Origin of the sequence: Paenibacillus sp. A3, assembly GCF_001399685.1 — a bacterium.
Classification (GTDB): domain Bacteria; phylum Bacillota; class Bacilli; order Paenibacillales; family NBRC-103111; genus Paenibacillus_G.
The window spans coordinates 1-26,118 of sequence record NZ_JTHN01000191.1 but is presented as its reverse complement, the minus strand read 5'-3'; the positions used below and the strand labels follow the sequence as shown (position 1 = coordinate 26,118).

Annotated in this window: 22 protein-coding genes; 17 read left to right on the top strand and 5 right to left on the bottom strand. The window is 56.2% G+C overall.

Annotation, left to right across the window (positions count from 1 at the left end; translation table 11 throughout):
• Nucleotides 1–112 precede the first annotated feature (112 nt).
• From icd to QJ48_RS26660, 6 genes are all read left to right on the top strand, one after another.
• On the top strand, nucleotides 113–1,408 hold the full coding sequence (icd, locus tag QJ48_RS26680) for an NADP-dependent isocitrate dehydrogenase (RefSeq protein WP_054976435.1): 1,296 nt from the start codon (nucleotides 113–115) through the stop codon (nucleotides 1,406–1,408).
• A 119-nt stretch (nucleotides 1,409–1,527) separates the two neighbouring features.
• Nucleotides 1,528–1,704 carry a hypothetical protein gene (locus tag QJ48_RS37090; protein WP_157261763.1) on the top strand — a complete coding sequence of 59 codons (177 nt, stop codon included), beginning with the start codon at nucleotides 1,528–1,530 and terminating at the stop codon, nucleotides 1,702–1,704.
• An 80-nt stretch (nucleotides 1,705–1,784) separates the two neighbouring features.
• Entirely contained in the window at nucleotides 1,785–2,726 is a 942-nt protein-coding gene (gene mdh, locus QJ48_RS26675) for a malate dehydrogenase (protein ID WP_054976434.1), read from the top strand.
• Between the two features lie 215 nt (nucleotides 2,727–2,941).
• Nucleotides 2,942–3,541, top strand: a complete 600-nt coding sequence (locus tag QJ48_RS26670; protein WP_054976433.1) for a TetR/AcrR family transcriptional regulator — start codon at nucleotides 2,942–2,944, stop codon at nucleotides 3,539–3,541.
• On the top strand, nucleotides 3,538–6,663 hold the full coding sequence (locus tag QJ48_RS26665; protein ID WP_054976432.1) for an efflux RND transporter permease subunit: 3,126 nt from the start codon (nucleotides 3,538–3,540) through the stop codon (nucleotides 6,661–6,663). The genes QJ48_RS26670 and QJ48_RS26665 overlap by 4 nt, the downstream gene beginning before the upstream one ends.
• Nucleotides 6,664–6,750: 87 nt before the next feature.
• Nucleotides 6,751–7,176, top strand: a complete 426-nt coding sequence (locus QJ48_RS26660; protein WP_054976431.1) for a hypothetical protein — start codon at nucleotides 6,751–6,753, stop codon at nucleotides 7,174–7,176.
• 48 nt (nucleotides 7,177–7,224) lie between these two features.
• On the opposite strand, the gene serS is transcribed toward QJ48_RS26660, so the two are convergent.
• Complete coding sequence (gene serS, locus QJ48_RS26655; protein WP_054976430.1) at nucleotides 7,225–8,514, bottom strand: serine--tRNA ligase; 1,290 nt, start codon at nucleotides 8,512–8,514, stop codon at nucleotides 7,225–7,227.
• Nucleotides 8,515–8,837: 323 nt separating this feature from the next.
• Here serS and QJ48_RS26650 point away from each other — a divergent pair, with 323 nt between their 5' ends.
• Together QJ48_RS26650 and QJ48_RS26645 are read left to right on the top strand one after the other, a co-directional pair.
• Entirely contained in the window at nucleotides 8,838–9,902 is a 1,065-nt protein-coding gene (locus QJ48_RS26650; RefSeq protein WP_054976429.1) for a DUF3626 domain-containing protein, read from the top strand.
• Nucleotides 9,903–10,005: 103 nt separating this feature from the next.
• Nucleotides 10,006–10,917, top strand: coding sequence for an MsnO8 family LLM class oxidoreductase (locus QJ48_RS26645; protein ID WP_082420692.1), 912 nt, complete (start codon nucleotides 10,006–10,008; stop codon nucleotides 10,915–10,917).
• Nucleotides 10,918–10,933: 16 nt separating this feature from the next.
• On the opposite strand, the gene QJ48_RS26640 is transcribed toward QJ48_RS26645, so the two are convergent.
• Entirely contained in the window at nucleotides 10,934–11,236 is a 303-nt protein-coding gene (locus QJ48_RS26640) for a hypothetical protein (RefSeq protein WP_054976427.1), read from the bottom strand.
• 87 nt (nucleotides 11,237–11,323) lie between these two features.
• Here QJ48_RS26640 and pepF point away from each other — a divergent pair, with 87 nt between their 5' ends.
• Nucleotides 11,324–13,123, top strand: a complete 1,800-nt coding sequence (gene pepF, locus QJ48_RS26635; protein ID WP_054976426.1) for an oligoendopeptidase F — start codon at nucleotides 11,324–11,326, stop codon at nucleotides 13,121–13,123.
• 6 nt (nucleotides 13,124–13,129) lie between these two features.
• Nucleotides 13,130–15,679 (top strand): S8 family serine peptidase, encoded by a 2,550-nt coding sequence (locus QJ48_RS26630; RefSeq protein WP_237763069.1) that lies wholly within the window; start codon nucleotides 13,130–13,132, stop codon nucleotides 15,677–15,679.
• A gap of 394 nt (nucleotides 15,680–16,073) precedes the next feature.
• Here QJ48_RS26630 and QJ48_RS26625 read toward each other — a convergent pair whose 3' ends face one another.
• Nucleotides 16,074–16,736 carry a DUF1232 domain-containing protein gene (locus QJ48_RS26625; RefSeq protein WP_054976424.1) on the bottom strand — a complete coding sequence of 221 codons (663 nt, stop codon included), beginning with the start codon at nucleotides 16,734–16,736 and terminating at the stop codon, nucleotides 16,074–16,076.
• A gap of 131 nt (nucleotides 16,737–16,867) precedes the next feature.
• On the opposite strand from QJ48_RS26625, the gene ytaF reads away from it, so the two are divergent.
• The gene (gene ytaF / locus QJ48_RS26620) at nucleotides 16,868–17,503 is read left to right on the top strand and encodes a sporulation membrane protein YtaF (protein WP_054976423.1); all 636 of its coding nucleotides are present in this window, start codon (nucleotides 16,868–16,870) and stop codon (nucleotides 17,501–17,503) included.
• A 134-nt stretch (nucleotides 17,504–17,637) separates the two neighbouring features.
• Here the strand turns inward: ytaF and yfbR are convergent, their stop codons facing one another.
• Both yfbR and QJ48_RS26610 read right to left on the bottom strand, forming a co-directional pair.
• Nucleotides 17,638–18,219, bottom strand: coding sequence for a 5'-deoxynucleotidase (gene yfbR, locus QJ48_RS26615; protein ID WP_054976422.1), 582 nt, complete (start codon nucleotides 18,217–18,219; stop codon nucleotides 17,638–17,640).
• A gap of 52 nt (nucleotides 18,220–18,271) precedes the next feature.
• Nucleotides 18,272–19,423 (bottom strand): polysaccharide deacetylase family protein, encoded by a 1,152-nt coding sequence (locus QJ48_RS26610; RefSeq protein ID WP_063858173.1) that lies wholly within the window; start codon nucleotides 19,421–19,423, stop codon nucleotides 18,272–18,274.
• Nucleotides 19,424–19,694: 271 nt separating this feature from the next.
• On the opposite strand from QJ48_RS26610, the gene QJ48_RS26605 reads away from it, so the two are divergent.
• The 6 genes from QJ48_RS26605 to QJ48_RS26580 all read left to right on the top strand — a co-directional run bounded on the left by QJ48_RS26605 (nucleotide 19,695) and on the right by QJ48_RS26580 (nucleotide 26,116).
• Nucleotides 19,695–21,230: a fumarate hydratase gene (locus QJ48_RS26605; RefSeq protein WP_054976421.1), complete on the top strand. Its 1,536-nt coding sequence runs from the start codon at nucleotides 19,695–19,697 to the stop codon at nucleotides 21,228–21,230.
• 9 nt (nucleotides 21,231–21,239) lie between these two features.
• On the top strand, nucleotides 21,240–22,235 hold the full coding sequence (locus tag QJ48_RS26600) for a bile acid:sodium symporter family protein (protein ID WP_054976420.1): 996 nt from the start codon (nucleotides 21,240–21,242) through the stop codon (nucleotides 22,233–22,235).
• A gap of 61 nt (nucleotides 22,236–22,296) precedes the next feature.
• Entirely contained in the window at nucleotides 22,297–24,096 is a 1,800-nt protein-coding gene (pnpS, locus tag QJ48_RS26595; RefSeq protein WP_054976419.1) for a two-component system histidine kinase PnpS, read from the top strand.
• 96 nt (nucleotides 24,097–24,192) lie between these two features.
• Nucleotides 24,193–24,912: a response regulator transcription factor gene (locus QJ48_RS26590; protein WP_054976418.1), complete on the top strand. Its 720-nt coding sequence runs from the start codon at nucleotides 24,193–24,195 to the stop codon at nucleotides 24,910–24,912.
• 96 nt (nucleotides 24,913–25,008) lie between these two features.
• Nucleotides 25,009–25,455: an aminoacyl-tRNA deacylase gene (locus QJ48_RS26585; RefSeq protein ID WP_054976417.1), complete on the top strand. Its 447-nt coding sequence runs from the start codon at nucleotides 25,009–25,011 to the stop codon at nucleotides 25,453–25,455.
• 52 nt (nucleotides 25,456–25,507) lie between these two features.
• Nucleotides 25,508–26,116, top strand: a complete 609-nt coding sequence (locus QJ48_RS26580) for a Gfo/Idh/MocA family protein (protein ID WP_054976416.1) — start codon at nucleotides 25,508–25,510, stop codon at nucleotides 26,114–26,116.
• Nucleotides 26,117–26,118 lie beyond the last annotated feature (2 nt).

The window sequence follows — 26,118 nt, the reverse complement described above, 5'->3', positions numbered from 1 at the left end:
TGAGAAGGGGACGGGAGCCGCTGCTCCCGTATCTTTTTGACATCATCATCCCTATTCCAACGGAGCTTGTGTTGCAGCGGCTCCAAAACAATCCAAGGAGGCTTACCTATTCATGGCACAATTCGAACAATACGCACTTCCGACTGAAGGCGAACGCATCACTATCACGAACGGCAAACTGAACGTTCCGAACAATCCGATCATTCCTTTCATCGAAGGCGACGGTACAGGTCCTGACATTTGGGCGGCTTCCAAGCGCGTACTGGATGCAGCGGTAGAGAAAGCATACAAAGGCGAGAAAAAAATCGCATGGTACGAAGTTTTTGCAGGCGAGAAAGCCTTCAACAAATACAATAACTGGCTGCCGAACGATACTTTGACGGCAATCCGCGAATACATCGTAGCGATCAAAGGACCTCTGACGACGCCAATCGGCGGCGGTATCCGTTCCTTGAACGTTGCGCTCCGCCAAGAGCTGGATCTGTATGTGTGCTCCCGTCCGGTTCGCTACTTCAAAGGCGTGCCTTCCCCGGTAAAACGGCCGGAGCTGGTGGACATGGTTATTTTCCGTGAAAACACCGAGGACATCTATGCCGGCATCGAGTGGGCCGCAGGTTCCGACGAAGTGAAAAAAGTGCTTGCTTTCCTGCAAAACGAAATGGGCGTGAAAAAGATCCGCTTCCCGGAAACGTCCGGTATCGGGATCAAGCCGGTATCTTCCGAAGGCTCGAAGCGTCTGATCCGCGCCGCTATCGAATATGCGATCCAGCATAATCGCAAGAGCGTGACCCTGGTACATAAAGGGAACATCATGAAGTTCACCGAGGGCGCGTTCAAAAACTGGGGCTACGAGCTCGCCGAGCAAGAGTTTGGCGACAAAACGTTTACTTGGGCTCAATACGACAAAATTAAAGAAGAGCAAGGCGTTGACGCGGCGAACAAAGCGCAAAAAGACGCAGAAGCTGCCGGCAAAATCATCGTAAAAGACGCGATTGCCGACATCGCCCTGCAGCAAGTGCTTACTCGTCCGACGGACTTCGACGTCATCGCTACGCTCAACCTGAACGGCGACTACCTGTCCGACGCTCTGGCTGCTCAAGTCGGTGGTATCGGTATCGCTCCAGGTGCAAATATTAACTACGTAACCGGTCATGCGATCTTCGAAGCAACGCATGGTACGGCTCCGAAATATGCAGGTCTCGACGTTGTTAACCCGGGCTCCGTTATTTTGTCCGGCGTTATGATGCTGGAGCACCTGGGCTGGCTGGAAGCAGCTAACCTGATCTACAAAGGAATGGAAACGGCAATCAACAACAAAACGGTAACTTACGACTTCGCCCGCCTGATGGAAGGCGCAACCGAAGTGAAATGCTCCGCGTTTGCCGACGAGATCATCAAGAATTTCTAACCCTCGGAGAATCTAACCCTCCAAACCTCCCTTACAAGGGAGGCCCCAGGGGTTTCGCCCCCTGGACGACGAAAGTTGTCGGCATGCACGACAAAGGCGCACCCATGTGGCGTTTGAGAATGGAACGCGTTTGTCTGCGGGCGGCCCGGCTGAAGCCAGGCGTCCGCAGACACGCTTTCATGCGTGCCGGGGCGTTCGAACCGCAGGTTGGTGTAGGAACGCGTTTGTCCTTGTGCGCACGGGCTAGCGCTGTGCTGCACAAGAACACGCTTCCATGCGTCATTGATAAAGATTAAGCCTAAGTCATATGCTAATTCCCGAAATTGAAACATAAAATTAATGTGCGATAAAGCACAAACTATGGGAGGAATTGATTATGGCAATCCAACGTAAAAAAATTACGGTTGTCGGCGCAGGCTTCACAGGTGCGACAACAGCGCTGATGCTGGCGCAAAAAGAACTCGGTGACGTCGTATTGCTGGACATCCCTCAACTGGAGAACCCAACGAAAGGGAAAGCGCTTGATATGCTCGAAGCTTCCCCGGTGCAAGGGTTTGACGCGAACATTGTCGGCACGTCCAACTATGACGAGACCAGCGGTTCCGACATCGTGATTATCACGGCAGGGATTGCCCGCAAACCGGGCATGAGCCGCGACGACCTCGTGAACACGAACGCAGGCATCGTGAAATCCGTTTGCGAAAATATCAAGAGAACGAGCCCGCAATCGATCGTTATCATCCTGAGCAACCCGGTAGACGCCATGACGTATGTCGCTTACCAAACGCTCGGCTTCCCGAAAAACCGCGTCATCGGCCAATCCGGCGTGCTTGACACGGCACGTTATTGCACGTTCATCGCGCAAGAGCTGAACGTTTCCGTAGAAGACGTACGCGGCTTTGTACTCGGTGGCCACGGCGACGACATGGTTCCGCTCGTTCGTTACTCCAACGTTGGCGGGATTCCGATCGAGAAGCTCATTCCGGCTGACCGCATCGAAGCGATCGTGAAGCGTACGCGTACCGGCGGCGGCGAGATCGTTAACCTGCTGGGCAACGGCTCCGCTTACTACGCACCGGCTGCTTCCATCGTGCAAATGACGGAAGCGATCTTGAAAGACAAAAAACGCGTTCTGCCATCCATCGCTTTGCTCCAAGGCGAATACGGCTATGACAACCTGTTCATGGGCGTACCGACGCTGCTTGGCGGCGACGGCATCGAGAAAGTATTCGAGCTGGAGCTGCTTCCGGAAGAGAAAGCGGCACTCGACAAATCCGCTGAATCCGTACGCAATGTTATCAAAGTCGTTACGGGCTAATCGCATACCATCTGTTTTAAGAAAGACCAGTTTTCGCCGAAAAGGCCGAAGCTGGTCTTTTTTTTATTTTGCTTTTCTTTTGCGGAGCCGGTGAAAAACTGCCGATCAAGGGATTGAAAGGCATGGCAATCCGTGGTACGATACAAAATGACTGACGAATCAGTCATAATGCCGGGATCTGCCGTGAGGAGAGTCCTAGGGAGGAGAATTCACCTTTGGCCGTAGAGAAGAGAGACAAAATCGTCGAGTCGGCGCTGAAGCTTTTTGAGCAAAAAGGGTATCACAGCACCAAAGTGTCGGACATCGTGAAGGATGCCGGCATGGCGCAGGGCACGTTTTATCTTTATTTTAAAAGCAAGGAAGACTTGTTCCGCAGTGTGGCAGAGGAGTGCTTGAAGGAAATCGTCGTCGCGCTCGAACCAAAATCGCTGGACCCTCGCGAATTGCACAACGACAAGATGCATGACCGTTTGATCCGGCAAACGATGACCATTTATTACCAGAATCGAACTATACTTAACATTTTGAAGCGGCATGGCGCCGCCTCTCCGGAAATAGCGGACATCGCGAAGCAGTTTTACGGCAATGTTTGCGAGGTTGTCAAGGACATGTTCAAGCACTTCAACGTTTATCCGGGATATACGGACGAGCAGCTGGAGATGACCGCTTATGCAGAGATCGGGATGCTGGAGATGGTCGCTTACCAGTGGTTCATCGAAAAAGGCTACGGTTTGGAAAAGCTTGACCCGCTAGCCGAGGTGCTTGTCGGGATCAACGTCAACTGCCTGTCGGAAACGGACGTGAGCGGGGGATGATCGCGAAGCTGCTGAAATACCGCAAGGTAACGCTGCTGTTTTTCGTGATGGCGGTCGTGCTCGGGGTGTTCAATATTTTCACCTTGAAACAGAGGGAGAATCCCGAGGTCGAGATCACGTATGCGATGGTGAAAACCGTCTATCCAGGGGCTTCGCCGGAAAAAGTGGAGCAGTTCGTCACCCGTCCGCTGGAAGATAAAATTAAGGAAATCAGCGGAATCAAGGTTCTCACCTCCACTTCGGCCGCCAACGTGTCGGTCATTCAAGTCGAGCTGAAGTCGGATACGGATATCCGCAGGGCGTGGGACTCGCTGCGCCAGAAGGTGCAGTCCGCGCAAGGAGACTTGCCGGCAGATGCGCAGCAGCCGGAGGTGAATGACGATTTAAGCAAAATTGCAGCGCAAATTTTGCATTTTGTCGTGGATACGCCGGAGGAGCTGGAGGCGCTGCGGACGACGATGGACTCCTGGAAGAAGCAGCTTGCAACCGTCCCCGGTGTAAGCAACGTCGAGGTCGTCGGCCTGCCCGAGCAGGAAGTGGCGATCACGCTCGATACCGAAAAGCTGGATACGCTCAGGCTGCCATGGGGCATCGTGGCTCAATCGCTGAAAAATAAGCATGATCGGGTGCCGCTCGGTACGGTCGACAAGGGCGCCAAGCAGTATTACGTCAATATGGGCGGGGAATGGAAGTCCGCCGAGGATATCGCGAATACGGAGCTTCTGGGCCTGCCTCCCGGCAGCGCGCTGAAGATCAAAGATGTCGCCGACGTCAAGCTGCGGTCGAAGAAAAAAGAAGTGTCCATTTTACATAAAGGAAAGCCCGTGCTCGATCTGGTCATCAATTCGGAGAAAGGCACAGATGTCCCGTCGCTGCAGAAGCGCATCGACACGAAGGTTGCCGAGCTGGAGCCGAAGCTGCCGGCTAATGTAAAGATCGAGTCGTTGTTCACGCAGAAGGAAAGTCTGGACCATCTGTTCAACGAGCTGGGCAGAGAGCTGCTGATGGGGATTCTTTCGGTTATCGTCGTCTGCTCTCTCGGACTGACGTTCGGCACCTCGCTGATCGTGGCCTTGGCCATTCCGGTGTCGATTACGATCGGTTTTATTCCCGTCGAAGCGATGGGGATCGATTTGAACCAGATTACGATCGTCGCGCTCGTCATCGTACTTGGAATTCTGGTCGACGACGCCATCGTCGTGAACGACAACATTCAGCGCCGCCTGCAGCTGGGCGACGATCCGGCTACGGCCTCGCTGGAGGGAAGCCGCGATGTGGCCATTTCGATCCTGACGGCGACGATTGCGACGGCTGCCGCGTTTTTACCGCTGTTTTTCTTGCAGGGCAACATCGGAAGCTTCATTCGACCGCTTCCGGTCGTCATTTCGTTGTCCCTTGCGGCTTCCATGGCGATGTCGCTGACGATTGTTCCGATTTTCCGCCAATGGGTGGGCGAGCGGCGGCTGCGCCGCAAAGGCTCCAAGGCCGAGCCGACCAAAGCTGCGGGGGGCGCACCCGGAAGCGAAGGAACGGAAACTCCGGGTCTGCTCGGCAAGCCGATCGCAAGACTGAGCGCCTTTTACGGCAAGCAGATTCACCGCTTCTTGCGGCGTCCGCTGCTGACCGGGCTCGCTGCGCTGCTGCTGGGCACCTCCGCCTTCGGATTGATGCCGCTGCTTGGGGTGCAGTATTTCCCGCCTGCGGAGAAGGAAGAGATGCTCATCGACTTCAAGCTTCCGTCCGGACGTCAGTTTGCCGAAACGGAGTTTACGATCCGCAAAGCGGCGGCATGGATGGAAGAGCAGCCGGGCGTGCGTTTTGTCTCGGCTTATGCCGGACGGACGGCTCCGCATTTTTATTACACGGAAGCGGATCAAACGGGCATCTCGATCGGACAGCTGTTCGTTAAGGTCGATATGAAGCAGCTGAATACGAAAGCCGCCGTCGTACAGTGGCGTGAGCAGCTCAAGGCGATGTTCCCCTCCGATGTGGAGATTACGCCGCGCGAGCTGGAGCAAGGACCGCCTGTCGGCGCGCCGATTGCCCTACGCATCAGCGGCAGCGAGCTGTCGGAGCTTCGCCAGATTTCGGCGGACGTTCAAGCGATGCTGAAAGATATCCCGGGTACGATCAGCGTAACCGACGATGTCGGAGAGGCCATGAACACCTACGAGGTGGAACCGGACCCGGCGAAGCTGAATGTATTCGGCGTGAACGAGAAGGAGCTTTCCACGACGCTCAGAATTGCAACCGAAGGGCTGGAAGTGTCGGAGATGCAGAAAGGCGAAGATCTGATCGATGTGACTCTGTACGCCAAGATGCGTTCCTCCGACCCGTTGGAGACGATGAAGAAAATGTACGTCTCGACGCAAAAAGGCGGCACGGTTCAAATGCGCGAGCTGGGAGATATCCGCACCAGCCAAATGATCAAGTCGATTCATCACCGCGACCAGACCCGGACGATTACCGTGCGCAGCTATACGCAGGACCGGCTGGCGGACGATATTGTGAAGGATCTGCAAGCCAAGCTGGGAAGCTATAATGTTCCCGCAGGGTATTCGATCCAGTTCGGCGGCGAAAACGAGGAGCGTAACGAAGCGTTTGCCTCCATCGGAAAACTGTCGGTTATCGTTATTTTGCTGATTTATATCATTATGGTCATGCAGTTTTACTCGCTCTCGATTCCGCTGCTCATTCTCTCGACCGTCTATTTGGCGGCAGGGGGCGCGATCATCGGGCTGTTCCTTTCCGGTTCGCCAATCGGCTTCATGGCGCTCATGGGGCTCGTCAGCTTGGCGGGCATCGTGGTGCGGAACGGGATCATTCTGATCGAATTTATCGAGCAGGCGCGCGAACGCGGACTGCCTCTGTACGAAGCGGTAGCGGAAGCGGGCAAAGCGCGGCTCCGGCCGATTCTGCTGACGACGGCCACGGCGATCGGCGGCTTGCTGCCGATGACGATTATGGGCGGGAATCTGTGGCGCCCGATGGGAATTACGATTATTTCCGGCCTGCTGTATTCGACCATGCTGACGCTGATCGTTGTACCGTCGCTGTTTGTCATTTTACAGAAGTGGCGCGACAAACGCTCGGCGAAAGCGGGGAAAGCGGTCCATCCGTAAGCCCGCCACGAATTTGCTTAGGAAGCTCGTATTCTTGTATACTAGGGGAGAGAGAAAACGAGGTTGAATAGGGAGGGTCCCGGGATTATGCAGCAAGTGTTTATGTATTTACATGTGCTCGGCGCCATATTGATGGGCTTTTATCTCATGCTGCCGTTTTTGGCGATGCGGGTGGAGGCACTGCAATCGGGAACGGCGCAGTTCGGTTTCTTGAATGTGCTGTTTGCCGCCAACCGTGCGGGGCAGCTGGCGCTCGTGATCGCATTTTTGTCGGGCGGTTATCTGGTCAGCAAGGCGCCATATTCGGTGCTGTGGATGGTGCTGGCGGTCGTTCTGTTCCTCGCCATCGGGGCGCTGACAGGCATTCTCGGCAGCAAAATGCGCAAGGCGCTGCAAGATCCGTCCGGCGGCAATATCAAGGCTCACATCGGTTCCATCAAGTCGCTTAGCGTGATCAACGGCATCATCTTCTTTCTTGTCGTTACGCTGATGAAGTTCCCATATGCGTTTTAGTTTAGGTTCAAGTGGAAAAGGCCGGAGTCGCAACCCCGGCCTTTTTTGTTATTCTTCGGACGGAGGGAGCAGCCGCTCCAAGCCGTTCATGTAGGGGCGCAGCGCCGGCGGAATCCGGATCGAGCCGTCCTCGGCCTGATGATTTTCCAGCAGCGGGATTAAGATTCTCGGCGAAGCAACGGCTGTATTGTTGAGCGTATGGCAGTAGCGCAGCTTGCCGCCCGAATCGCGATACCGTATGTTCGAACGGCGCGCCTGGAAGTCGAGCAGATGGGACGACGAATGGGTTTCGCCGTACGCTTGGCGGCTCGGCATCCAAGATTCGATGTCGTACTGCTTATACGTTTTTTGCGACATATCGCCGGTGCAGACGGCCATGACCCGGTAGGGCAGCTCCAGCAGCTGCAGAAGCTCTTCCGCGTTGCTCGTGATGGCTTCCAGCAGCGGCTCGGAACGATCAAGCTCGGCTTCGCACACGATAACCTGCTCCACTTTGGAAAATTGATGCACGCGGTATAAGCCGTGCACGTCTTTGCCTGCCGAGCCGACCTCGCTTCGAAAACACGACGAGACAGCGGCAAGCATGAGCGGCTCGCACACGTCGACCACCTCATGGCTGTAATACGAAACTAGCGGCACTTCCGAGGTGCCGACCAGCCACTTGTCCTCGTCCGCGATCCGGTACACCTGCTCTTGGCCGAAGGGGAAGTAGCCCGTATGGGTCAATGTATCCGCGCGTACGAGCAGCGGAACCTCCATGAGCGTAAAGCCCCGGCTTAGCAGCATATCCACCGCAAGCTGCTGTACGGCGCGGTGCAGCAGCGCTCCGGGGCCCCGCAGGAAGTAGTTCCGGGTTCCGGCCGTCTTGACGCCGCGCGGGATATCGATCATCCGGTGAAGCTCGCCAAGAGCTACGTGGTCTTTGGGCTCGAAAGCGAACGCGGGCGGCGTCCCGTTACGCCGAATTTCAATATTGTCGGCATCCGAACGCCCGACGGGCGTGTCGGGAGATACGACGTTCGGGATGCGCAGCATCAGCTGATCGAACTGCCGCTGAGCCTCGGCCAGCTCGGGTTCCGTCTCCGCCAAGCGGCTGCCCAGATCCTTCACGCTGCGTTTCAACGGCTCGGCTTCTTCATGGCCTCCCGAACGAACGAGTGCGCCGATCTCCTCCGACAGTTTGTTTCGGGCGTGGCGCAGCTTTTCGGTCTCTTGAAGCAGATTTCGCTTCTTTTCGTCCCAGGCGAGCAGTTCGGCGACGGAAACGGCGATTCCTTTTTGATCGGCGATCGTTTGTACCCTCTCGTAATTTTGGCGAATCCAGTGAATGTCCAGCATGTGGTACCGCTCCTTTTTTCGGAAAATGACAAAAAGCGCCCTGTATCCTTTTGGGACGAGGAGCGCTTGTCTCGCGGTGCCACCCAACTTGACCGGACAGCATGGCGGTCCGATCCGCTTTGGTTCCGCGTTAACGGGCGGGCCCGGTTCACTTGAGGGACGGTATCGGTCCCTTTAACGAGAACGCCTCCGAGTTGGATGCTCTTCATAGGCAAATGGTCGGTCATTCAATTTGTTGTAGTATAGCTTATTCGGGCAAAGGATTCAAGTGCAGGAAGGTGAAGCAAGTGTCAGGGAAGAAAGAGTTAACACGTTCACAGCTCATGGCAATGGATCATGTTGCGCAGGTTGCGAGGACCCGGAAATGCGAAGCTCGGAAGTCCATTGGGGAAATTCTTCGGATGTCCAATATCGGTTGGGAAACATTTGAGGCTGCCGTCGCCAAGCTGTTGACGCATGCAAGGGTCGCGCTGCATTTTCATCCCGACCGGCCGACGGCGGACATGAAAAGTGTAGCTCAGGCATTGCTTGAACAAGGAATCTATAAAAGCCAGTTTGAAACCCGCATTTCCAATGGCAGCGTATCGGCTTATCCAGGCGGTGCGCGGGATCTTTGGGAGAAAGGCTTATTTGGAGGCGCTTACCATTTGGAGGGCGTGACTGATCATCAGCGCCCGAAGTACGGAGCGCTTCACTGCATGCTGCACCCGGACGGACCGTCTCCGCGGTTCGGGTCATGCTACTTCCTGCTCTCGCCAAAGGTATCTCGCCGCTGTACGTACACGTATTTGGATTCGCATCAAGATCCGAAGGAAAAGGGAACCTACGATGAGTTCGATGACATTTTGGCGGCGGTTTTGAAAGACGCATTTTTTCAGGAGTATGCGCTCGGGGAGAAAGATCTGACACCGCGGAAATGGATCGATCATCTTTTGCATCATCTGGAAGGCCCGTTAAAGGATCCGTCCAAGCGTGAGCCCCGTCGCAACCTTAACCACTATATCGAGGCCCAGGTTCATGGCGATATCGATTTAAAAGACGACGTAGAAGTGCTTGTTGCCGATCCTTCGTTCCAAGGCACGTACATAGGAGAACGGTTAGAGCAGCTATGCTCAAAGTATTCCATCGCGCTGTATTGGCATATGGGATTTGCGATGCGGGTGGACGAAGTGCCCGCGGATTTCAGGGGACCGGCCATGCCTTCCTTGGCCAAGCGGATCGCACGGAACGATGAAATCGACGCCAGTGTAATCGGGGCTGCCGTCAACGATTTGAAGCGTAATCCGGCGCGATGGAGCGACAGAGGGGACTACGAAGAGGTGCTTCAGGAATTAAAATATATGTGGCATATTTTAGTGCGATTTGGCGGCCCGTTTGCCCGGGAGTGAAGGACAGAAGCCAAGCTGTCACGCAGTAAAGTTGATGACCCGGCAAATGTTGGATAAACTTAGGAAGAATGAAGCAAGCCCTGAGAGAGGAGCAATGACGCACATGAAGCTAAGCCTGCTGGATCTTGTTCCTTTGCTTGAAGGGGCGGATGCTGCAACCGCTTTGGCACAGGCGCGCAGACTTGCGCAGACGGCGGAGAAGCTGGGCTATTCGCGCTATTGGGCTGCGGAGCATCACGATATGCCGGAGCTGGCTTGCCCTGCGCCGGAAGTGCTGCTGTCGCATATCGGGGCACAGACAGAGCGGATACGGCTCGGCTCCGGGGCGCTGCTGCTGCCGCATTATAAGCCGATCAAGGTGGCCGAAACGTTTCGGCTGCTCGCGGCTTTGTATCCCGGGCGGGTCGATCTCGGAATCGGTCGGGCCCCGGGAGGATCGGCGCATACAAGCATGGCGCTGAGCGGCAATTTTTTGGAAAATGTCCGGCAGCTGCCCGAATCGCTTCGTTCTTTGTCCGCCTTGCTTGCCGACGAATTTCGCGTGGAGGATGTGTTGGTCCGGGCCATGCCCGTTCCTCCTGCCGCCCCGGAGGTGTGGCTGCTGGGGACGAATAAAAAAAGCGCTTCGTATGCCGCGGAGTTCGGGACCGGATACGTCTTCGGCCAATTCATGAGCGACGGGGACGGGGCGGAAGTGCTTTCCGCCTATGTTCGGGAGTTCCGGCCAACGTCCTTGGGAGATAGCCCGCGTGTGATCATGGCCGTGAGCGTCCTCTGTGCGGATACGGAAGAGAAGGCGCACAGGCTCGCATCCGAATCGAAGCGGCTGCTTCAGCCGGAAGGCGGCAGCGGAGCGGATCGGCCCAAGCCGATGATCGGAACTCCGGGACAAGTGAAGGCGGCATTGGAGCAGTTGCAGAGGGATTGCGGTGTCGACGAATTTATGATCGTGACGATGGGGCCCGACTACGAAAGCCGCCTGCGTTCGTATGAGCTGCTGGCGGACGCCATATAGGGAGCAGAGGGAGGCATCAGCACAGCTTGAACCGTTCGATGTGCTCGCCAAGCCCTTCCTTCTGCAAAATTTCGATCTGCTTCGGTCCGATCAGGTCGTAGTGCGGAAAGCTTTCGCGGTCGTGGATATATTGGGGATTCAGTCCGTTCGCCTCGCACCATGCGACGAGCCGCTTCATATCCGCACATCCGACTTTGGTGACTGAATGAAACTGCGGAAAACGCGGGTCGAACCAAAAATGGGTTAAAAAAGCAATCTCCCCGCGAGCGACCGCTTCTTTCCACTGAACGAGCTCTTTTCTTTTAATACCAAATGCCATAAGCCGGCCATCCTTATCGATGATTTCATTATTGTTTTATTATGACGGATGGAACGGTCTACTTCAATTGTAAAGGAGAAAGCGGAAATGAAAGAGAGAAAAAGAAGAGATCAGGTCGAACCGCAATCCACTTGGAATTTGGCCGATTTATATGCAGGAGACGAAGCTTGGGAAGCCGAGATGACCGGCATCGCCGAAGCTCTCCCGTCCATGGAGCGCTTTCAAGGAAAGCTGGACGAAGGAGCCGGCCGGCTTCTGGAATGTCTGGAAGCCCAGGAGGCGCTGCATATCCGGCTTTTGCGCGCCTCCACGTATGCCCGCTTGCAGCTGTCCGGCGACGGAACGAATCCGGCGTACCAAGCGAATTCCGCCCGGGTCGGAGATATCGCTGCGCAAGCGGGGGCTGCGCTTTCGTTCATTCGCTCGGAGCTGCTGGAGCTGCCGGACGGATGGCTGGAGCGGTACATCGGGGAAGAACCGAAATTGGAACCGTTCCGCAAAAGCTTGACGGATCTGCTGGAAACGAAGCCGCACCGGCTGCAGGCAGAGACGGAAGCGGTTCTGGCGTCGCTCGGGGAAGTGCTGGGCGCCCCCTATACGATTTACCAGCGAAGCAAGCTGTCGGATATGTCCTTCGCTTCCGTAGAGGACGGCGAGGGCGTAACGCGGCCGGTTTCGTTCGCGCTGTACGAAACCGACTACGAGCTGTCGCCGGATACCGCGCTGCGCCGGAATGCTTACGAGTCGTTTACCGGGACGCTGGAGTCTTACCAAAATACGTTTGCCGCCGTATATGCCGCGGAAGTGAAGAAACAGACGGTCATTTCCCGGTTGCGCGGCTACGAATCCGTGACGCATATGCTGCTTCAGCCGCAGCAAGTCACGATTCCGATGTATCATAACATCCTTGATATTATCCGCACGGAGCTGGCCCCGCACATGCGGCGGTTGGCCCGGCTGAAGCAGCGGGTGCTCGGATTGGACCGCATCCGGTTCTGCGACTTGAAAGCCCCGCTCGATCCGGAATTCAGTCCTTCGGTTACGTTCGAAGAGGCGGGGCGGACGATCCTGGACGCTCTGCGGGTGCTGGGGCCTGAGTATACGGAGCTTATGGAGCAGGCGCTGACCGGTCGCTGGATCGATTACGCCGACAATATCGGCAAATCGACCGGTGCCTTCTGCTCGAGTCCGTACAGCGCGCATTCCTACATCCTGATCACCTGGGCGGGCAATATGCGCGGCGCCTTTACGCTGGCGCACGAGCTGGGGCATGCGGGCCATCTGATGCTGGCCGCGCGCAATCAGCGGTATACGAACTTCAGGCCGTCCACGTATTTTATCGAAGCGCCGTCGACGATGAACGAGCTGCTTCTCGCCCGGCATCTGATGGAGCAGTCCGACGATCTGCGTCTGAAACGTTGGGTGATTCTTCAGCTCCTGAACACCTACTATCACAATTTCGTCACGCACCTGCTGGAAGGCGACATGCAGCGCAGGGTGTACGAGGCGGCGGAAGCGGGCAAGGCGCTGACCGCGAAAAAGCTTCGCGAGCTGAAGGGAAGCGTGCTGTCGGAGTTCTGGGGAGATGCGGTCGACATCGACGCGGGAGCGGAGCTAACCTGGATGCGCCAGCCGCATTATTATATGGGACTGTATCCTTATACGTACGCCGCGGGCTTAACGGCCTCGACGGCCGTGGCCGAGCTCATCCGCAAGGAAGGGCAGCCGGCCGTGGATCGCTGGCTTGACGTGCTTAAGGCCGGAGGCACGATGCGGCCGCTCGAGCTGATGAAGCTCGCCGGCGTCGATATGTCCGAGCCGCAGCCGATTCGCAGCGCGGTCGCCTATGTCGGTTCTTTGATCGACGAGCTGGAGCAGCTGTTTTAATAAGCGATGCTTGATAAAAAATGGAACACCATCGTCATTCTCTGCCTTTTACTTCTATGGTCATCCTTGGTTCCGTTTCCTTCCATAGCGGCGGCCGAGGAAGCGAGGGATGTGCAGATCTCGGCTTACCCGACCGACCCGTTGGTGGAGAAGCAAGCCTATTTGCAGCAAATTCATATGAGCGAGGCTTGGGACGTTGCGACCGGAAACGACTCGATCGTGATTGCGATCGTGGATACGGGCGTCGATTTGAACCATCCAGATTTGACGCCGAATTTGGTGAAAGGAATCAACTTGATCGAGCCTGGGCAGCCGCCGCGTGACGACAACGGACACGGCACGAATGTCGCCGGAATCATCGGTGCCGCAGCCAACAACGATAAAGGCATCGCCGGCATTTTGTGGAAGGCCAAGCTGATGCCGGTGAAGGCGGTAGAGAACGACGGCACGGGCAGCGAAGCCAAATTGGGCGAGGGTATCCGCTACGCCGTCGATCACGGGGCCAAAATCGTCGTGCTGTCGCTCGGCTTAAACAAGTATTCGGACTACATGAGCGAAATCGTGCGCTATGCCGAGGCGAAGGGGGTGCTGCTCGTCGCCGCCACCGGCAACGAGGGAAACACCGTCAAATACCCGGCGGCGTATCCTACCGTTCTGGCCGTCGGCGGCATGGCGGCGGACAAGAAGGCGCATAAGCTGTCCAACAGCGGTCCCGAGGTCGATCTGGTGGCGCCGTGGGACGTTTTTACGACGGGAATCGGCGGGAGATACGAACACAAGGACGGCACCTCCATGGCGGCGCCTCAGGTTGCGGCGGTTTGCGCTCTGGCCTGGGCCAAATATCCTTGGATGAAGCCGTATCAAATTCGCAGCTTGCTCCGGCAAACGGCCGAGGACCTCAGCGGGACCGGCTGGAGTCCCGGGACCGGCTACGGCCTGCTGCGCGCCGACCGCGTTCTGAAGGATCCCTATTCGGAGCATATGTACAAGCGGAACGATCGGAAGGAGCAGGCCATCCCCATCTCGGTAAGCAAGACGATTAGCGGTTCGTTTGAGAACGGGAGCGATCCGAACTGGTTTACCTTCGAGGCGCCTTACGACGGAAGCGTCAAGCTGGAGCTGGAATTGGACCCGAAGGAAGAGGTAGCCGTTACGCATACGGATGCCGGAGGGGGCGTTAAGGATTATTCCTTAAGTGCAGCGGGGCCGGTCACGATGCCGGTGAAGAAAGGAAAAAGCTACTTGAAGCTGCAGCTCAAAAACGCCTCTGCCAAGCACAAGCTGGAATTCAAGCTTACGACCTCCTTTGAAATTTATAAGGATGCCTATGCCGATAACGGCAAGCAGTACAAGGCCTACGTGCTTCCGGCGCAAAGTCAGACCTTGAAAGGAACGTTTCACCGGAACAACGACCAGGATTGGTACATGCTCCCGGTTACGCAAACGGGCAAGCTCAGCGTCCGGTTATCCGTCGATACGAACCGGATGGACCCGGTGCTGTTCGTTCAAAAGAGAGGGGAAAAGGGCAAGACGATCGACGAAGGCGGCGAAGGGGAGCCCGAATATTTTCCGGAGACGGACGTCTATCCGGGCGATTATTACATCCGCGTCAGCAATGCCGAGGGTTATCTCCCTCCCATTACGGGCGAGTACACGCTTGCGATCCAATACAAGCCCAAGCTGCTCGATCCGAACGGTCCGCACGATAAGCCGTACTCGGCTACGGCTATGCAGCCCGGAACGAAGTATCAAGGGCTGCTGGACAAGAGCGGCGGCGCAAACTGGTTTTCTCTGAACATCGACGAGGAAAGCCTGATCGAGCTTCGTTTATCCGGCATTCCGCAGAACATACGGATGACGATGTCCGCCTATAACGGCACGCTCAAGCCGATCGACTCGGTCACGAATCCGGACGGCACGTCGGAGGCGCTGCTCAGCCAGCTTTGGCAGCCGGGCGTTTATTACATCCGGTTAACGGCGGACGCGGCATTCGATGACCGGTTCTACGAGCTTAAAGCCGAGGTTAAGCCGTTGGTTGGCGGATACGCCGACATCAAAGGGCACTGGGCCGAGGCGGTGATCAAGCTGGCGTCCGACCGGAAAATCATCGACGGGTACGAGCATTACCGGTTCATGCCGGATCGACCGATCACGCGGGCGGAGGCGGCGGCCGTGTTGGTCCGCGGGCTGAAGCTGACGAAGCAAAAAGAAGTCAGCTATACGGATTTTGGACCCGGTCATTGGGCATACCCGTTCATCGCCAAAGCCGCCCAAGCGGAGATCATCGACGGTTATCCCGACGGATCGTTGGCCCCGGACCGGTACCTTACCCGTATGGAAATGGCAGCCATGATGGCAAGAAGCATGAAGATGAGCGGGAAGCAGAGAGGAACGTCGCCTTTTGCAGATGTAAAAGAGACGGATTGGGGAGTAGGCATTTTGAAGCAGCTAAAAGCGGAAGGCTGGATTACAGGCTTCCCCGACGGGACGTTCCGTCCGGAGAGCCAAGCGACGCGGGCAGAGTTTGTGACCCTGCTGGCCCGCATGATGAATTGATCCGCATCGCACACCGATAAAAAAGGGTTGACAAATATCGAAAGATGCCAATGGGTAGAACAGGAACTATCGAAGAGGGTGTCCCAAAAGCCATGAAAATGGCTGAGGGGCACCCTTTTTTCAATTTTTTACGGTAGCGGAGGAACCGAACATGAGAATGAAAATAAACAAAACGAATAGCGAAGCTTGGAAATACCAAATCTCCGAGCGCCTGTTGAGAGTATCCGAATGCACGGTTGAAGAAATGATGCAAGAATTGTCCACGTCCCCGGAAGGACTTCTCCAGAGGGAAGCTAGAGCGGCTGGAGCAGTACGAAAGTAACCGGATCGCTTACGAAAAACCGCCAGTCTGGTTCCTCCGGTTGTAAGATAATATGCGAAACAGGACCGATGGTTAAGGTTCGATTTTATCCGCCGTTTGCGATAGCCGGCCGGTGACAATCTGCACGGCGATGGCATCGTCCAGATACCCCAAGGGAAAGACATAATCGGGGATAATATCCGCCGACAAAATAAAGTAAAGCAGGGCGCTTCCGGCGATCGCGCGCCTCTCCGGCGTCGTATCCTCCCGGCAGTACAGCTCATACAATTGCCGCAGCTCGTCGATAAAAGGCCCGGCGCCGTTGACGCTTTCCACTTTCGTACGGAAATCGCCGACGATGATCCGCTGTCCTTCCTCGGTCATGGCATATTGCTCGTATTTGCTCAATTCCTTGCCGACAAGCTCGGTGGTAAACTGCTGGTCGAATAAATTGGACGATAGAAGAACATCCTTGATGCTTTCGACGGAGGCGTAAATATCCGAGGCTTGCTCTGACTGGCGGGAACCGACGTCGAACCCGGCCGCTTGAAACAGCTGCTCCGTCGGAACGCCGAGATGGACGGCGAACTGCTGCAGGTGGTCGGGCCTCGCCTGCTGCTTTCCGTTGGCGATGCGCGAGATCGTCGCCGTATCGATTCCGGTAAGCAGGCTCAGCTTGCGCATGGATAAAGAGCGGCCTTTTAACAGCGATTTTAAGGTTGCGCCCAGCTCCGGTTCTTTTTTCTTGTCGGACATCGGTTATTCCTCCTGATGGCTTGTGTTGAGTAAGCATATTGAAAAATGCTCAACATTGTTGAGACGGATAGGCACGTTTTTGCCGAATTCTCAATATGATGCCAATATAAAGCGCAAAGGAGTGAAGCAGCATGACATGGCTGTTAATTGTAGGTTTTGCCGTCTCGTCGAGTCTGGATAATTTGGGTGTCGGGCTATCGTATGGGATCCGGGGAATCCGCGTCGGCGTGTTGTCGAATCTGATCATCGCCATGATTTGTTTTCTGTTCAGCGAAACGGGGATATTATTCGGACAGTGGCTTTCGGAGGTGCTTCCGGGAATTCTTCCTGTTGTGGTCGGAGCCTTCGTCTTGACGGTCATCGGGCTGCGCATCGTGCTGCTGGCGATGCCGCGAAAGCAAGCGATGACGACCGAGGAGAAGGAAGACCGGTCCGACGGCTCATCGTTAAAAGGTCTTCTGCAGCATCCCGAGAAAGCCGACAAGGATCAATCCGGCTCCATCGGGATCGGCGAATCGGTTGTTCTGGGTATCGCGCTTTCGGCGAATGCCGTCACGAACGGTCTGAGCGCAGGGCTGATGAATTTGTCGCCGCTCGCCATCTCGCTTACGGCTGCACAAGGAAGCTTTATTACGATCTGGATCGGCGTCGCGATAGGCCGGAAAGTGGCGGGGGTCCGCATCGGGGCCTTCACCTTGGGACAATTCGGCACGTTGATCAGCGGGGGGATCCTTCTGGTGATTGCATGCAACTCCCTGTTTGACTAAGGAGACGGCCCCCGGCTACTTGTCTTTACTATACTACGGGCTGCGGCTGCTTGTTATGACAGGAAAGGGATCGAAAGATAGGAGAAAAGCAGTCCAGCGCGGGTGAAATGCGTCGGACTGCTTTTTCGTTAGGGCTATAGTTCGTCGAGCGTCTTCTCCAAGCTCGGGGCCAAATGCTGAAGGAAGTAGTCCATCTCGGGCATGTTCATCTCCTCAATCGATTGCTCGATCTGCTTCTTCGCCATCGCGAATTCGCGGTTGCCGGCGGACAGCTCGGATACGCATTTGAGATAGGCGTCCAGAAGATCGGCGCCCTTGACGTATTTTTTCAGCTCGGGATCGGCATCCTTCTTCGCAACGATCAGCGGGTCGTACACATGTCGCAGCGGTTCCGGAACCATGTCCAGCAGACGCTCGGCGGCAAGTTGCTCGATCTCGCGGAAGTTGGAAAGAATTTTCGGATTATGGTGCTTCACCGGCGTCGGAATGTCTCCCGTGAATACCTCCGTCGCGTCGTGGAACAGCGCCATACTGACGACGCGGTCCGTCGGCACCTGCTTGCCGTACACCTCGTTGGCAATCGTACAAAGCACATGGGTCAGGATCGAGACGTGAAAAGAGTGCTCGGCGACGTTTTCCTTCAGCACGTTCCGCATGAGGCTCCAGCGCTCGATATACCGCAGCCGGTACAAATAGGCTAAAAAATGACTTTCCATCGATCATCATCCTAAGTTATGAATTCAGCTTCGGCTTCATGCGTACATCCGGTCAGGGCTTCGTATCGATCGTTTGGCGCAAGGCGAAGCTTTGTACATTTGGATTATACACGATTTGTCCTCCGACCGCCTGTTCTAAATCTTTCAGAGTGATGAAGATTTTATTGTTTTTCCATGTCAGCGGTTTGTGAAGCGTCAACGTTCGGCCGTCCGGCGCGATCAGTTTCGTGCTGTCTGCCGCGCCGCTCCAGCTACGGGCGCCGAAGCCGATCTGCACGGTCCCGTCATGGGACTGCGCGACCTTGCCGCCGAATGCGCCGACCGTCTCGGCCAGCGGCACTTCGCTCGTCGGCGGCATCGGGGCGACGACGCGCCGCAGGATCGCTTGATGCAGCCGCTCCGGCGATACCCCGCTGTTCCCGGCGTCGATCCGCGGAATTTGCAGCCGGTCCACCTCGCGGGTCGCCATCTCCGGGACGACGGTGAACGCATATTTGATGCCGCCCTGCCGGATATGCTCCAGCGCCGTCTTGTCGTATATGCCGAAGGGGTAAGCGTACGAATCGACCGGCCCCTCATACAGCTCGCTTAGCGCGCCGACGCAGGCTTTCGTATCGCCGACGACGCGCTGTCCGTACTGTTCCTCCGTTTCTTTGGCGCCGTCTTTCACGAGCCGGCTGATCAAGGCGGCGCCGCCACCCGGCAGCTTATAATGAAAATGATGGCTGTGGCACTGAAAATCGGTGAAATTGGTATCGCTCGTCATTTCGATAATATCGTCCCGCGACATGGACGGAATATAGCTGGCGAGCGGATTTTCCAAATCGCCCGTGATGACGAAATTGACCGCGGGGACGCGCATCTGCTTCAAGAGGGGATAGGCGTTGACGTAGAAGCTTTCATATCCGTCGTCGAACGTCACAAGCACCGCGTTGTTCGGAACCGGCGCTCCTTCCATGTAAGCCTTGAATTGCTTCAGCGTGATGAACTGGTACCCTTTGCTTTTGAGAAAGGTCAATTGATCCTTGAGGAGCTGTGCGGTGATCGTCCCGCCGCTCTTGGCGTCGTCATCGATGTGGTGGTAGATGATCACCGCGACCTGATCTTTATAAAGGACAGTGCTTTTGGCCGCACTCAGCGGCTGGAAGATGAGGCCGAGGCCAAGGAAGGCCACGAGGACGGTTTGGAGGACCAGCTTTCTCATCGTAGTTCTTAACTCCTTCGGACTTGGTTAAATAGACCTACTCGTTTTTTTCTGCATTATTCGACAAACCTGCTTTTGTTTCCTTCAAGAAAGCGTTTTTATCAAAAAATAATGTTTTGTAAAGCCGCACCCTGTGAAACGGGCTTTCCTCCCCTTCGGAATAGCGTAAAAACGCGGTGTTGGTCCCCGTCCGAATATGCTATTATAGATTTATGCGTTTCCATGTTATCAAGTATCGTTTTTGCGAAAAACGAAAGGAGTCTTTGCCATCATGCAGCATTTTCAAGAGAGCATCTACCAATTGATCGTCGAAACGTCCACGAACCTTCCGGCCGACGTCCGGGAAGCGATTCAGGCCGCCCGTGCCCGGGAGGATGCGGGTACGCGCTCCGCGCTTTCGCTGTCCACGATTGCAGACAACATCCGGATGGCGGAGTGCAACGTATCGCCGATCTGTCAGGATACGGGAATGCCGACGTTTATCGTACATTGTCCGGTCGGTGCGAACCAGATCGAGATGAAGAAGCAGATCATCGCCGCCGTTGCCCAAGCGACGAAGGACAGCAAGCTGCGGACCAACTCCGTCGATTCGCTGACCGGCGCGAACAGCGGGGACAACATCGGTCCGGGCACCCCGGTCATCCACTTCGAGCAGTGGGAACGGAACGAAATCGAAGCGAAGCTGATCCTCAAGGGCGGCGGCTGTGAAAATAAGAACATTCAATACAGCCTGCCGACCGAGCTCGAAGGCCTCGGCAAAGCGGGCCGCGACCTCGACGGCATCCGCAAATGCATCCTGCATGCGGTCTATCAAGCGCAAGGCCAAGGCTGTAGCGCCGGGTTCATCGGCGTAGGCATCGGCGGCGACCGGACGACCGGCTACGAGCTGGCGAAGCACCAGTTGTTCCGGGCGGCGGACGACGTCAATCCGAACGATGAGCTCCGCAAGCTGGAAGACTACATTATGGACAACGCCAACAAGCTCGGCATCGGGACGATGGGCTTCGGCGGTCAAGTGACGCTGCTCGGCTGCAAGGTCGGCGTCATGAACCGGCTGCCGGCGAGCTTCTTCGTCTCCGTCGCGTACAACTGCTGGGCGTTCCGCCGGCAGGGCGTACTGCTCGATCCGGCAACGGGCGCGATCACGAAGTGGGCATACCGCAAGGGTGAAGAGCTGCCGATGCAGAAGGACGAGCCGGCCGCTGCGTCCGAAGCGGGCGAGCGCCGCGAAGTCGTGCTGCAGACGCCGATCTCCGAGGAGCAGATCCGCCAGCTCCGCGTCGGCGACGTCGTGATTATCAACGGGCCTATGCATACGGGCCGCGACGCGCTGCACAAATATTTGATGGATCACGATTCTCCGATAGATCTGAACGGCGCGGTGATTTATCACTGCGGACCGGTTATGGCCAAGGATGCTGAAGGGAACTGGGTCGTGAAAGCGGCAGGCCCGACGACCAGCATCCGCGAGGAGCCTTACCAAGGCGACATTATTAAGAAATTCGGCATTCGTGCGGTCATCGGCAAAGGCGGCATGGGCGCCAAAACGCTCAAAGCGCTGCAGGAGCACGGCGCGGTGTACCTGAACGCCATCGGCGGCGCAGCCCAATACTATGCGGAATGCTTTAAGAAAGTGGAAGGCGTCGACTTCTTGGAATTCGGCATTCCGGAAGCGATGTGGCATCTTCAAACCGAAGGCTTTGCGGCCATCGTTACCATGGATTCTCACGGCAACAGCTTGCACGCCGACGTCGAGCAGGAGTCTCGCGAGAAGCTGGCCCAGTTCAAAGAACCGGTCTTCGTGTAAAGCCCGGCCATGGGATCATTCGGTGTCAGGCTGAACGCCTGGATAGAAAAATATTTGTCCGTCATTGTCCCGGTATCGTTGATACTGGGGTTTCTTTTGTCTCATTATATGAATAGCTGGACGGCGGCGGTGCCGCTGCTGTTCGCCTATTTGACTTTCGTCATGGCAACCGGCTGCAGCTTCGGCCAAATCCGCGAAGCGTTCCGGATGCCGCTGCCGATGGAGCTGACGTTCGTGCTGTCGCATGTCGTGGCGCCGGCGCTCGGTTATGCGATCGCCCGGACCGCTTTCGGCGCGGAATCGCCTTATGTGGTCGGGTTCGTCCTGTTTGCGATCATCCCCCTCGGGGTATCGTCCGTCATCTGGGTTGGATTGTCCAAAGGGCATGTGCCGCTCGCTCTGGCGATGATCGTGATCGATTCGGCCCTCAGCCCGTTCGTCATTCCCGCCGCAGTGGAGCTGTTCTTCGGCGAAGCGATCGCGTTCGACCATACGAAGGTGATGCTGGATTTGGTCAAAATCATCGTGGTGCCGACGATCCTCGGCGTGCTCATGAACGAGCTGTCCAAGCAGCGCTTCAAGAGATGGTCGGCTCCCGTCTGTGGACCGACCTCCAAGCTGGCGCTGGCGGTCGTGGTCATGATCAATGCGGCGGCGATCGAGCCGTATGTGGCGCAGATGAAGAGCGATATGATCGTCGTGATTCCGCTGGTCGTGCTGCTGGTGATCTTGTCCTATCTGATCGGCTTCGCAGGCTCGGTTTGGCTGCGCAAGCCCGATCTGGTCATCGCCATTACGTATTCGTCCGGCATGCGCAACATTTCGCTCGGGCTGGTGCTGGCGCTCGCTTATTTTGAGCCGCTGACCGCGGTGCCCGTCGTTCTGTCGATTTTGATCCAACAGCCGATGGCCACGCTCAATCATTGGTTGATGAAAAAATATTGGCGCTCGTCCCTTTACACAAAATTAACTGGCGCTCCGCCGGCCGAACAAGTACGATATTGAGTAAAAACGTTTGTCGGGACTTTGACGCCCGCGCACCTTGCTTGGAGGGAAAACGCACCTTATGAAGATGTTCCGCGCCCGGTTGACCTTGATTTTTATCGCTTTGATCGGCGCTTCCGTGCTGATGGCCGGTTTGTTCATGGCCCAAATGCTGCAACAATCGTATATCGACTCGCTGAAAACGAATATGGAGCGGGAGCTGCGAATCATCCTCTCGACGATGGATTGGAGCCATCGGGGGTCGGAGCCGGAGCTGATGAAGGAGTTCTCGGAACGGGCCGTCAGGCTGAAGCAGTTTGCCGACGCCCGGGTCACGTATATCCGCGGGGACGGCAAGGTATTGGCCGATTCGGACTCCAATCCGGCGGAGATGGAGAATCACCTGCACCGCGAAGAAATCGAAGCTGCGGCAAGCTCGGGGAAAGTCGGCTACGCGAAGCGCTACAGCAGCACGATCGGTCAAAACATGCTCTACGTCGCGATTCCGGTACAGATGGGGGACAAGACCGAAGGCTATCTGCGGCTCGCGATGAGTCTGGCGGAGGTCGAGCAGTCGATCCGCAAAGTATGGTACGTTCTGCTCGGCGGGCTGCTGGCGGTGTTCCTGCTGGCCGGCCTGATCAGCTACCGCGTCGCCTACGGCATTACGCGGCCGATCGAGCTGATCACGAGCGTCGCGCAGCAGATTACGGACATGAATTACAAGTACCGCGTCCGGCTTAACAAAAAAGACGAGATCGGGCAGCTGGGTCATGCGATCAACCGGATGGCGGACAGTCTGCAGCTGCAGATGAATCGCATTCTGGAGGACGAGAACCGGCTCAAGAGCGTGCTGGAGAACATGATCAGCGGCGTCATGATGATCGACCGGGAAGGCAAGATCGTGCTTCTGAACCGTTCGGCCGAAGACATTCTCGGCTTTTCTGCACAAGAACTCTTGGGGAAGAAGTTCGATCAGGCGAAACAGCAGTTCGAGTTCACCCAGATGATTCAGGAATGTATCGAAGTTCGCGAGCATATCCGGGACGAAATGATTTTCTACTACCCCAGCGAGCGGATTCTGGAGATTAACCTGAGTCCGATCTCGGATTCGAGCAAGGAATGGACGGGGCTTCTCATCGTACTGCACGATATCACCGCCGTCCGGCGGCTGGAGCGGATGCGCAGCGAATTCGTCGCCAACGTGTCCCATGAGCTGAAGACGCCGATCGCCGCTGTCAAAGGTTTCGCCGAAACGCTGCTGGCCGGGGCGCTGAACGACAAGGAAACGGCGCGGTCGTTTCTCCAGATCATTTTCGACGAGAGCGAGCGGCTCAACCGGTTGATCGGGGACATTCTGGAGCTGTCCAAAATCGAATCGAAGCGCATTCCGCTGCAGTTCTCGCCGGTGCATCTGGAAACGTTCGTCGATCATTGCGTCAACGTGATGCGGACGGAGGCGGCGAAGAAATCGATCGAGCTGGACATGCAGGTGCCCGAAGACATTTATATGGAAGCGGACGAGGACCGGCTGCGGCAAATTTTGATCAACCTGCTGTCGAACGGGATCAACTATACGCCGGAGGGCGGCAAAGTGAAAGTGAAGGTCGAGCAGCTGCTGGGCGGAACGTCGGAGGCGGCGGACGACAAGGTCCGGTTCACGATTGCGGATACCGGTATCGGCATTCCGAAGAAGGACCTGCCGCGCATCTTCGAGCGGTTTTACCGGGTGGACAAGGCGCGTTCCCGCAGCTCCGGGGGCACGGGACTCGGGCTGTCGATCGTCAAGCATCTGGTGGAGCTTCACAAGGGCACAATTCGGGTGGATAGCGAGGTCGGCGTGGGGACGAAGTTCGAGATCGATTTGCCGATGATTCACTGAACGCAGACCGATTGGGCCAAAAAAACATTTACCGTTTGTCAATAAATATAGGCTATGTTAAGCTTTAGATATAGAATGAATGTCCGGGGGAGTAACATGCCGCAAAAAATTTTGGTTATTGAGGACGAGCCTACGCTAGCGAGGCTGCTGTCTTATAATCTTACGCAAGAAGGCTACGAAACCAAAGTGGTCGATCACGGAAGCGACGGATTGCAGGCAGCGCTGCAGCATCAGTTCGATCTCATCGTTCTGGACATCATGCTTCCCGGGATGAACGGCTTTGAGATTTTATCCAAGCTCCGGCAAAAAGGAAACAAAACGCCGGTCATCATCCTGACCGCCCGCAATGCCGAAGAAGAAGTGGTACAGGGGCTCAAATACGGAGCCGACGATTATATTACGAAGCCGTTCGGCGTCGCGGAGCTGCTGGCCCGGGTATCCGCCGTGCTGCGGCGGACGACGGCCGATGACGGCCTGCAGGATAAGCCCGGAAGCGGGGAGAAGGTGATCACCGCGGGCGACCTGTATATTTATCCCGAAAAATACGAGGTACTGCTCGGCGGAGAATCGATTCCGCTTCGTCCGAAGGAGTTCGAAGTGCTGCTGTATCTCGTGCAGCGGCCGGGCGTCGTCGTTACGCGGGACGATCTGATGAACATCGTCTGGGGCTTCGACTATATCGGCGGTCAGCGGACGGTGGACGTGCACGTCAGTTCCCTCCGCAAAAAGCTGGAAATGAACCAGCAGTCGGTGCAGATCGAATCGATTCGCGGCGTCGGCTACAAACTGGTCACTTCGGCAGGGAAAAAAGGATAGCTTACGCAGCAGGGAGGAGGCAGCAGACATCGCGGCCTCCTTTTCTTTTGGCATAAACGGAATTCGTGACGTTATCAGTATAGGGGGAAAACATACGTGAACCGGATAACGGCATTTTTAGAGGAACGTCAGGCTCGTTTCGAGCTTTTGACTCATGAACGGCCCATTCGCTCGGCCGAGGAAGGCGCTGAATATTTCGGGATCGAGCCCGGGCAAACCGCGCCCGCATTAGTCCTTCGGTCTGGCGAGCAGTATTGGCTGATGATCGTTTCCGGGGAGCGGAGACGGGTGGACTTGGAAGACCTATCGAAGCGGCTGGGTCGTCCCGGTCTAAAAATGGCGAAGCCCCAAGAAGTGGAAACAATTACAGGTTTTTTGGTGGGCGCCATACCTTTAGTCGGAATACCGCTGCCTTGCATTATGGACCGGCGTCTTTATCGCTACCCGTACATATATGGAGGGACCGGGGTGCCAACCTTGACATTAAAGATCAGCCCTGCGGAAGTGGAGAAATTGAATCAAGTGGTCGCTTGGATCGAATAATGGCGATCGATATCCATTTCCCGGGAAATAGGTCGAAAGGACGGGGAAATCGATGTCAGATCGAATCAAATGGGGAGTTCTGGGTACGGGCCGGATTATAGGCAAAGCCGGTGTAGCGTTAAAAGAAGCGGCAAACGGAATGTGGTACGGAGTAGCCGGAAGAACGGAAGAGAACGGGCGTTCTGCTGCCGAGCGCTTCGGTGTGCCTCATACTTATGAAAGCTACGAGGCTTTATTGCGCGATCCCGAGATTGATGCGGTGTACATCGCATTACTCAATCATCTGCATAAAGAATGGGCGGTGAAAGCGTGCGAAGCCGGAAAGCACGTACTGCTGGAAAAACCGTTTTCTTTAAGCGGGAGCGAGGCCAAAGCGATTGCCGAAGCTGCCCAAAAGCATAACGTGCTGGTCCGGGAAGCTTTTGTGTGGAAGTATTACCCCGGATTCGAGCAGATGCGCGATTGGATCGGGGAAGGCGCGATCGGGCAATGGGCCCGTTTTTACGGGCGCTTTTCGCTTGTGGCCGACGAGGTCAGCAGCCGCTGGCGCAAAGACTGGGGCGGCGGCGCGCTGTACGACATCGGCTGTTATCCGGTCGCTTGGGCGCGGTACTTTACCCGGGAAGAGCCGGTAGCTGCGGATGCGGCTCTTCCCGGGTAAAG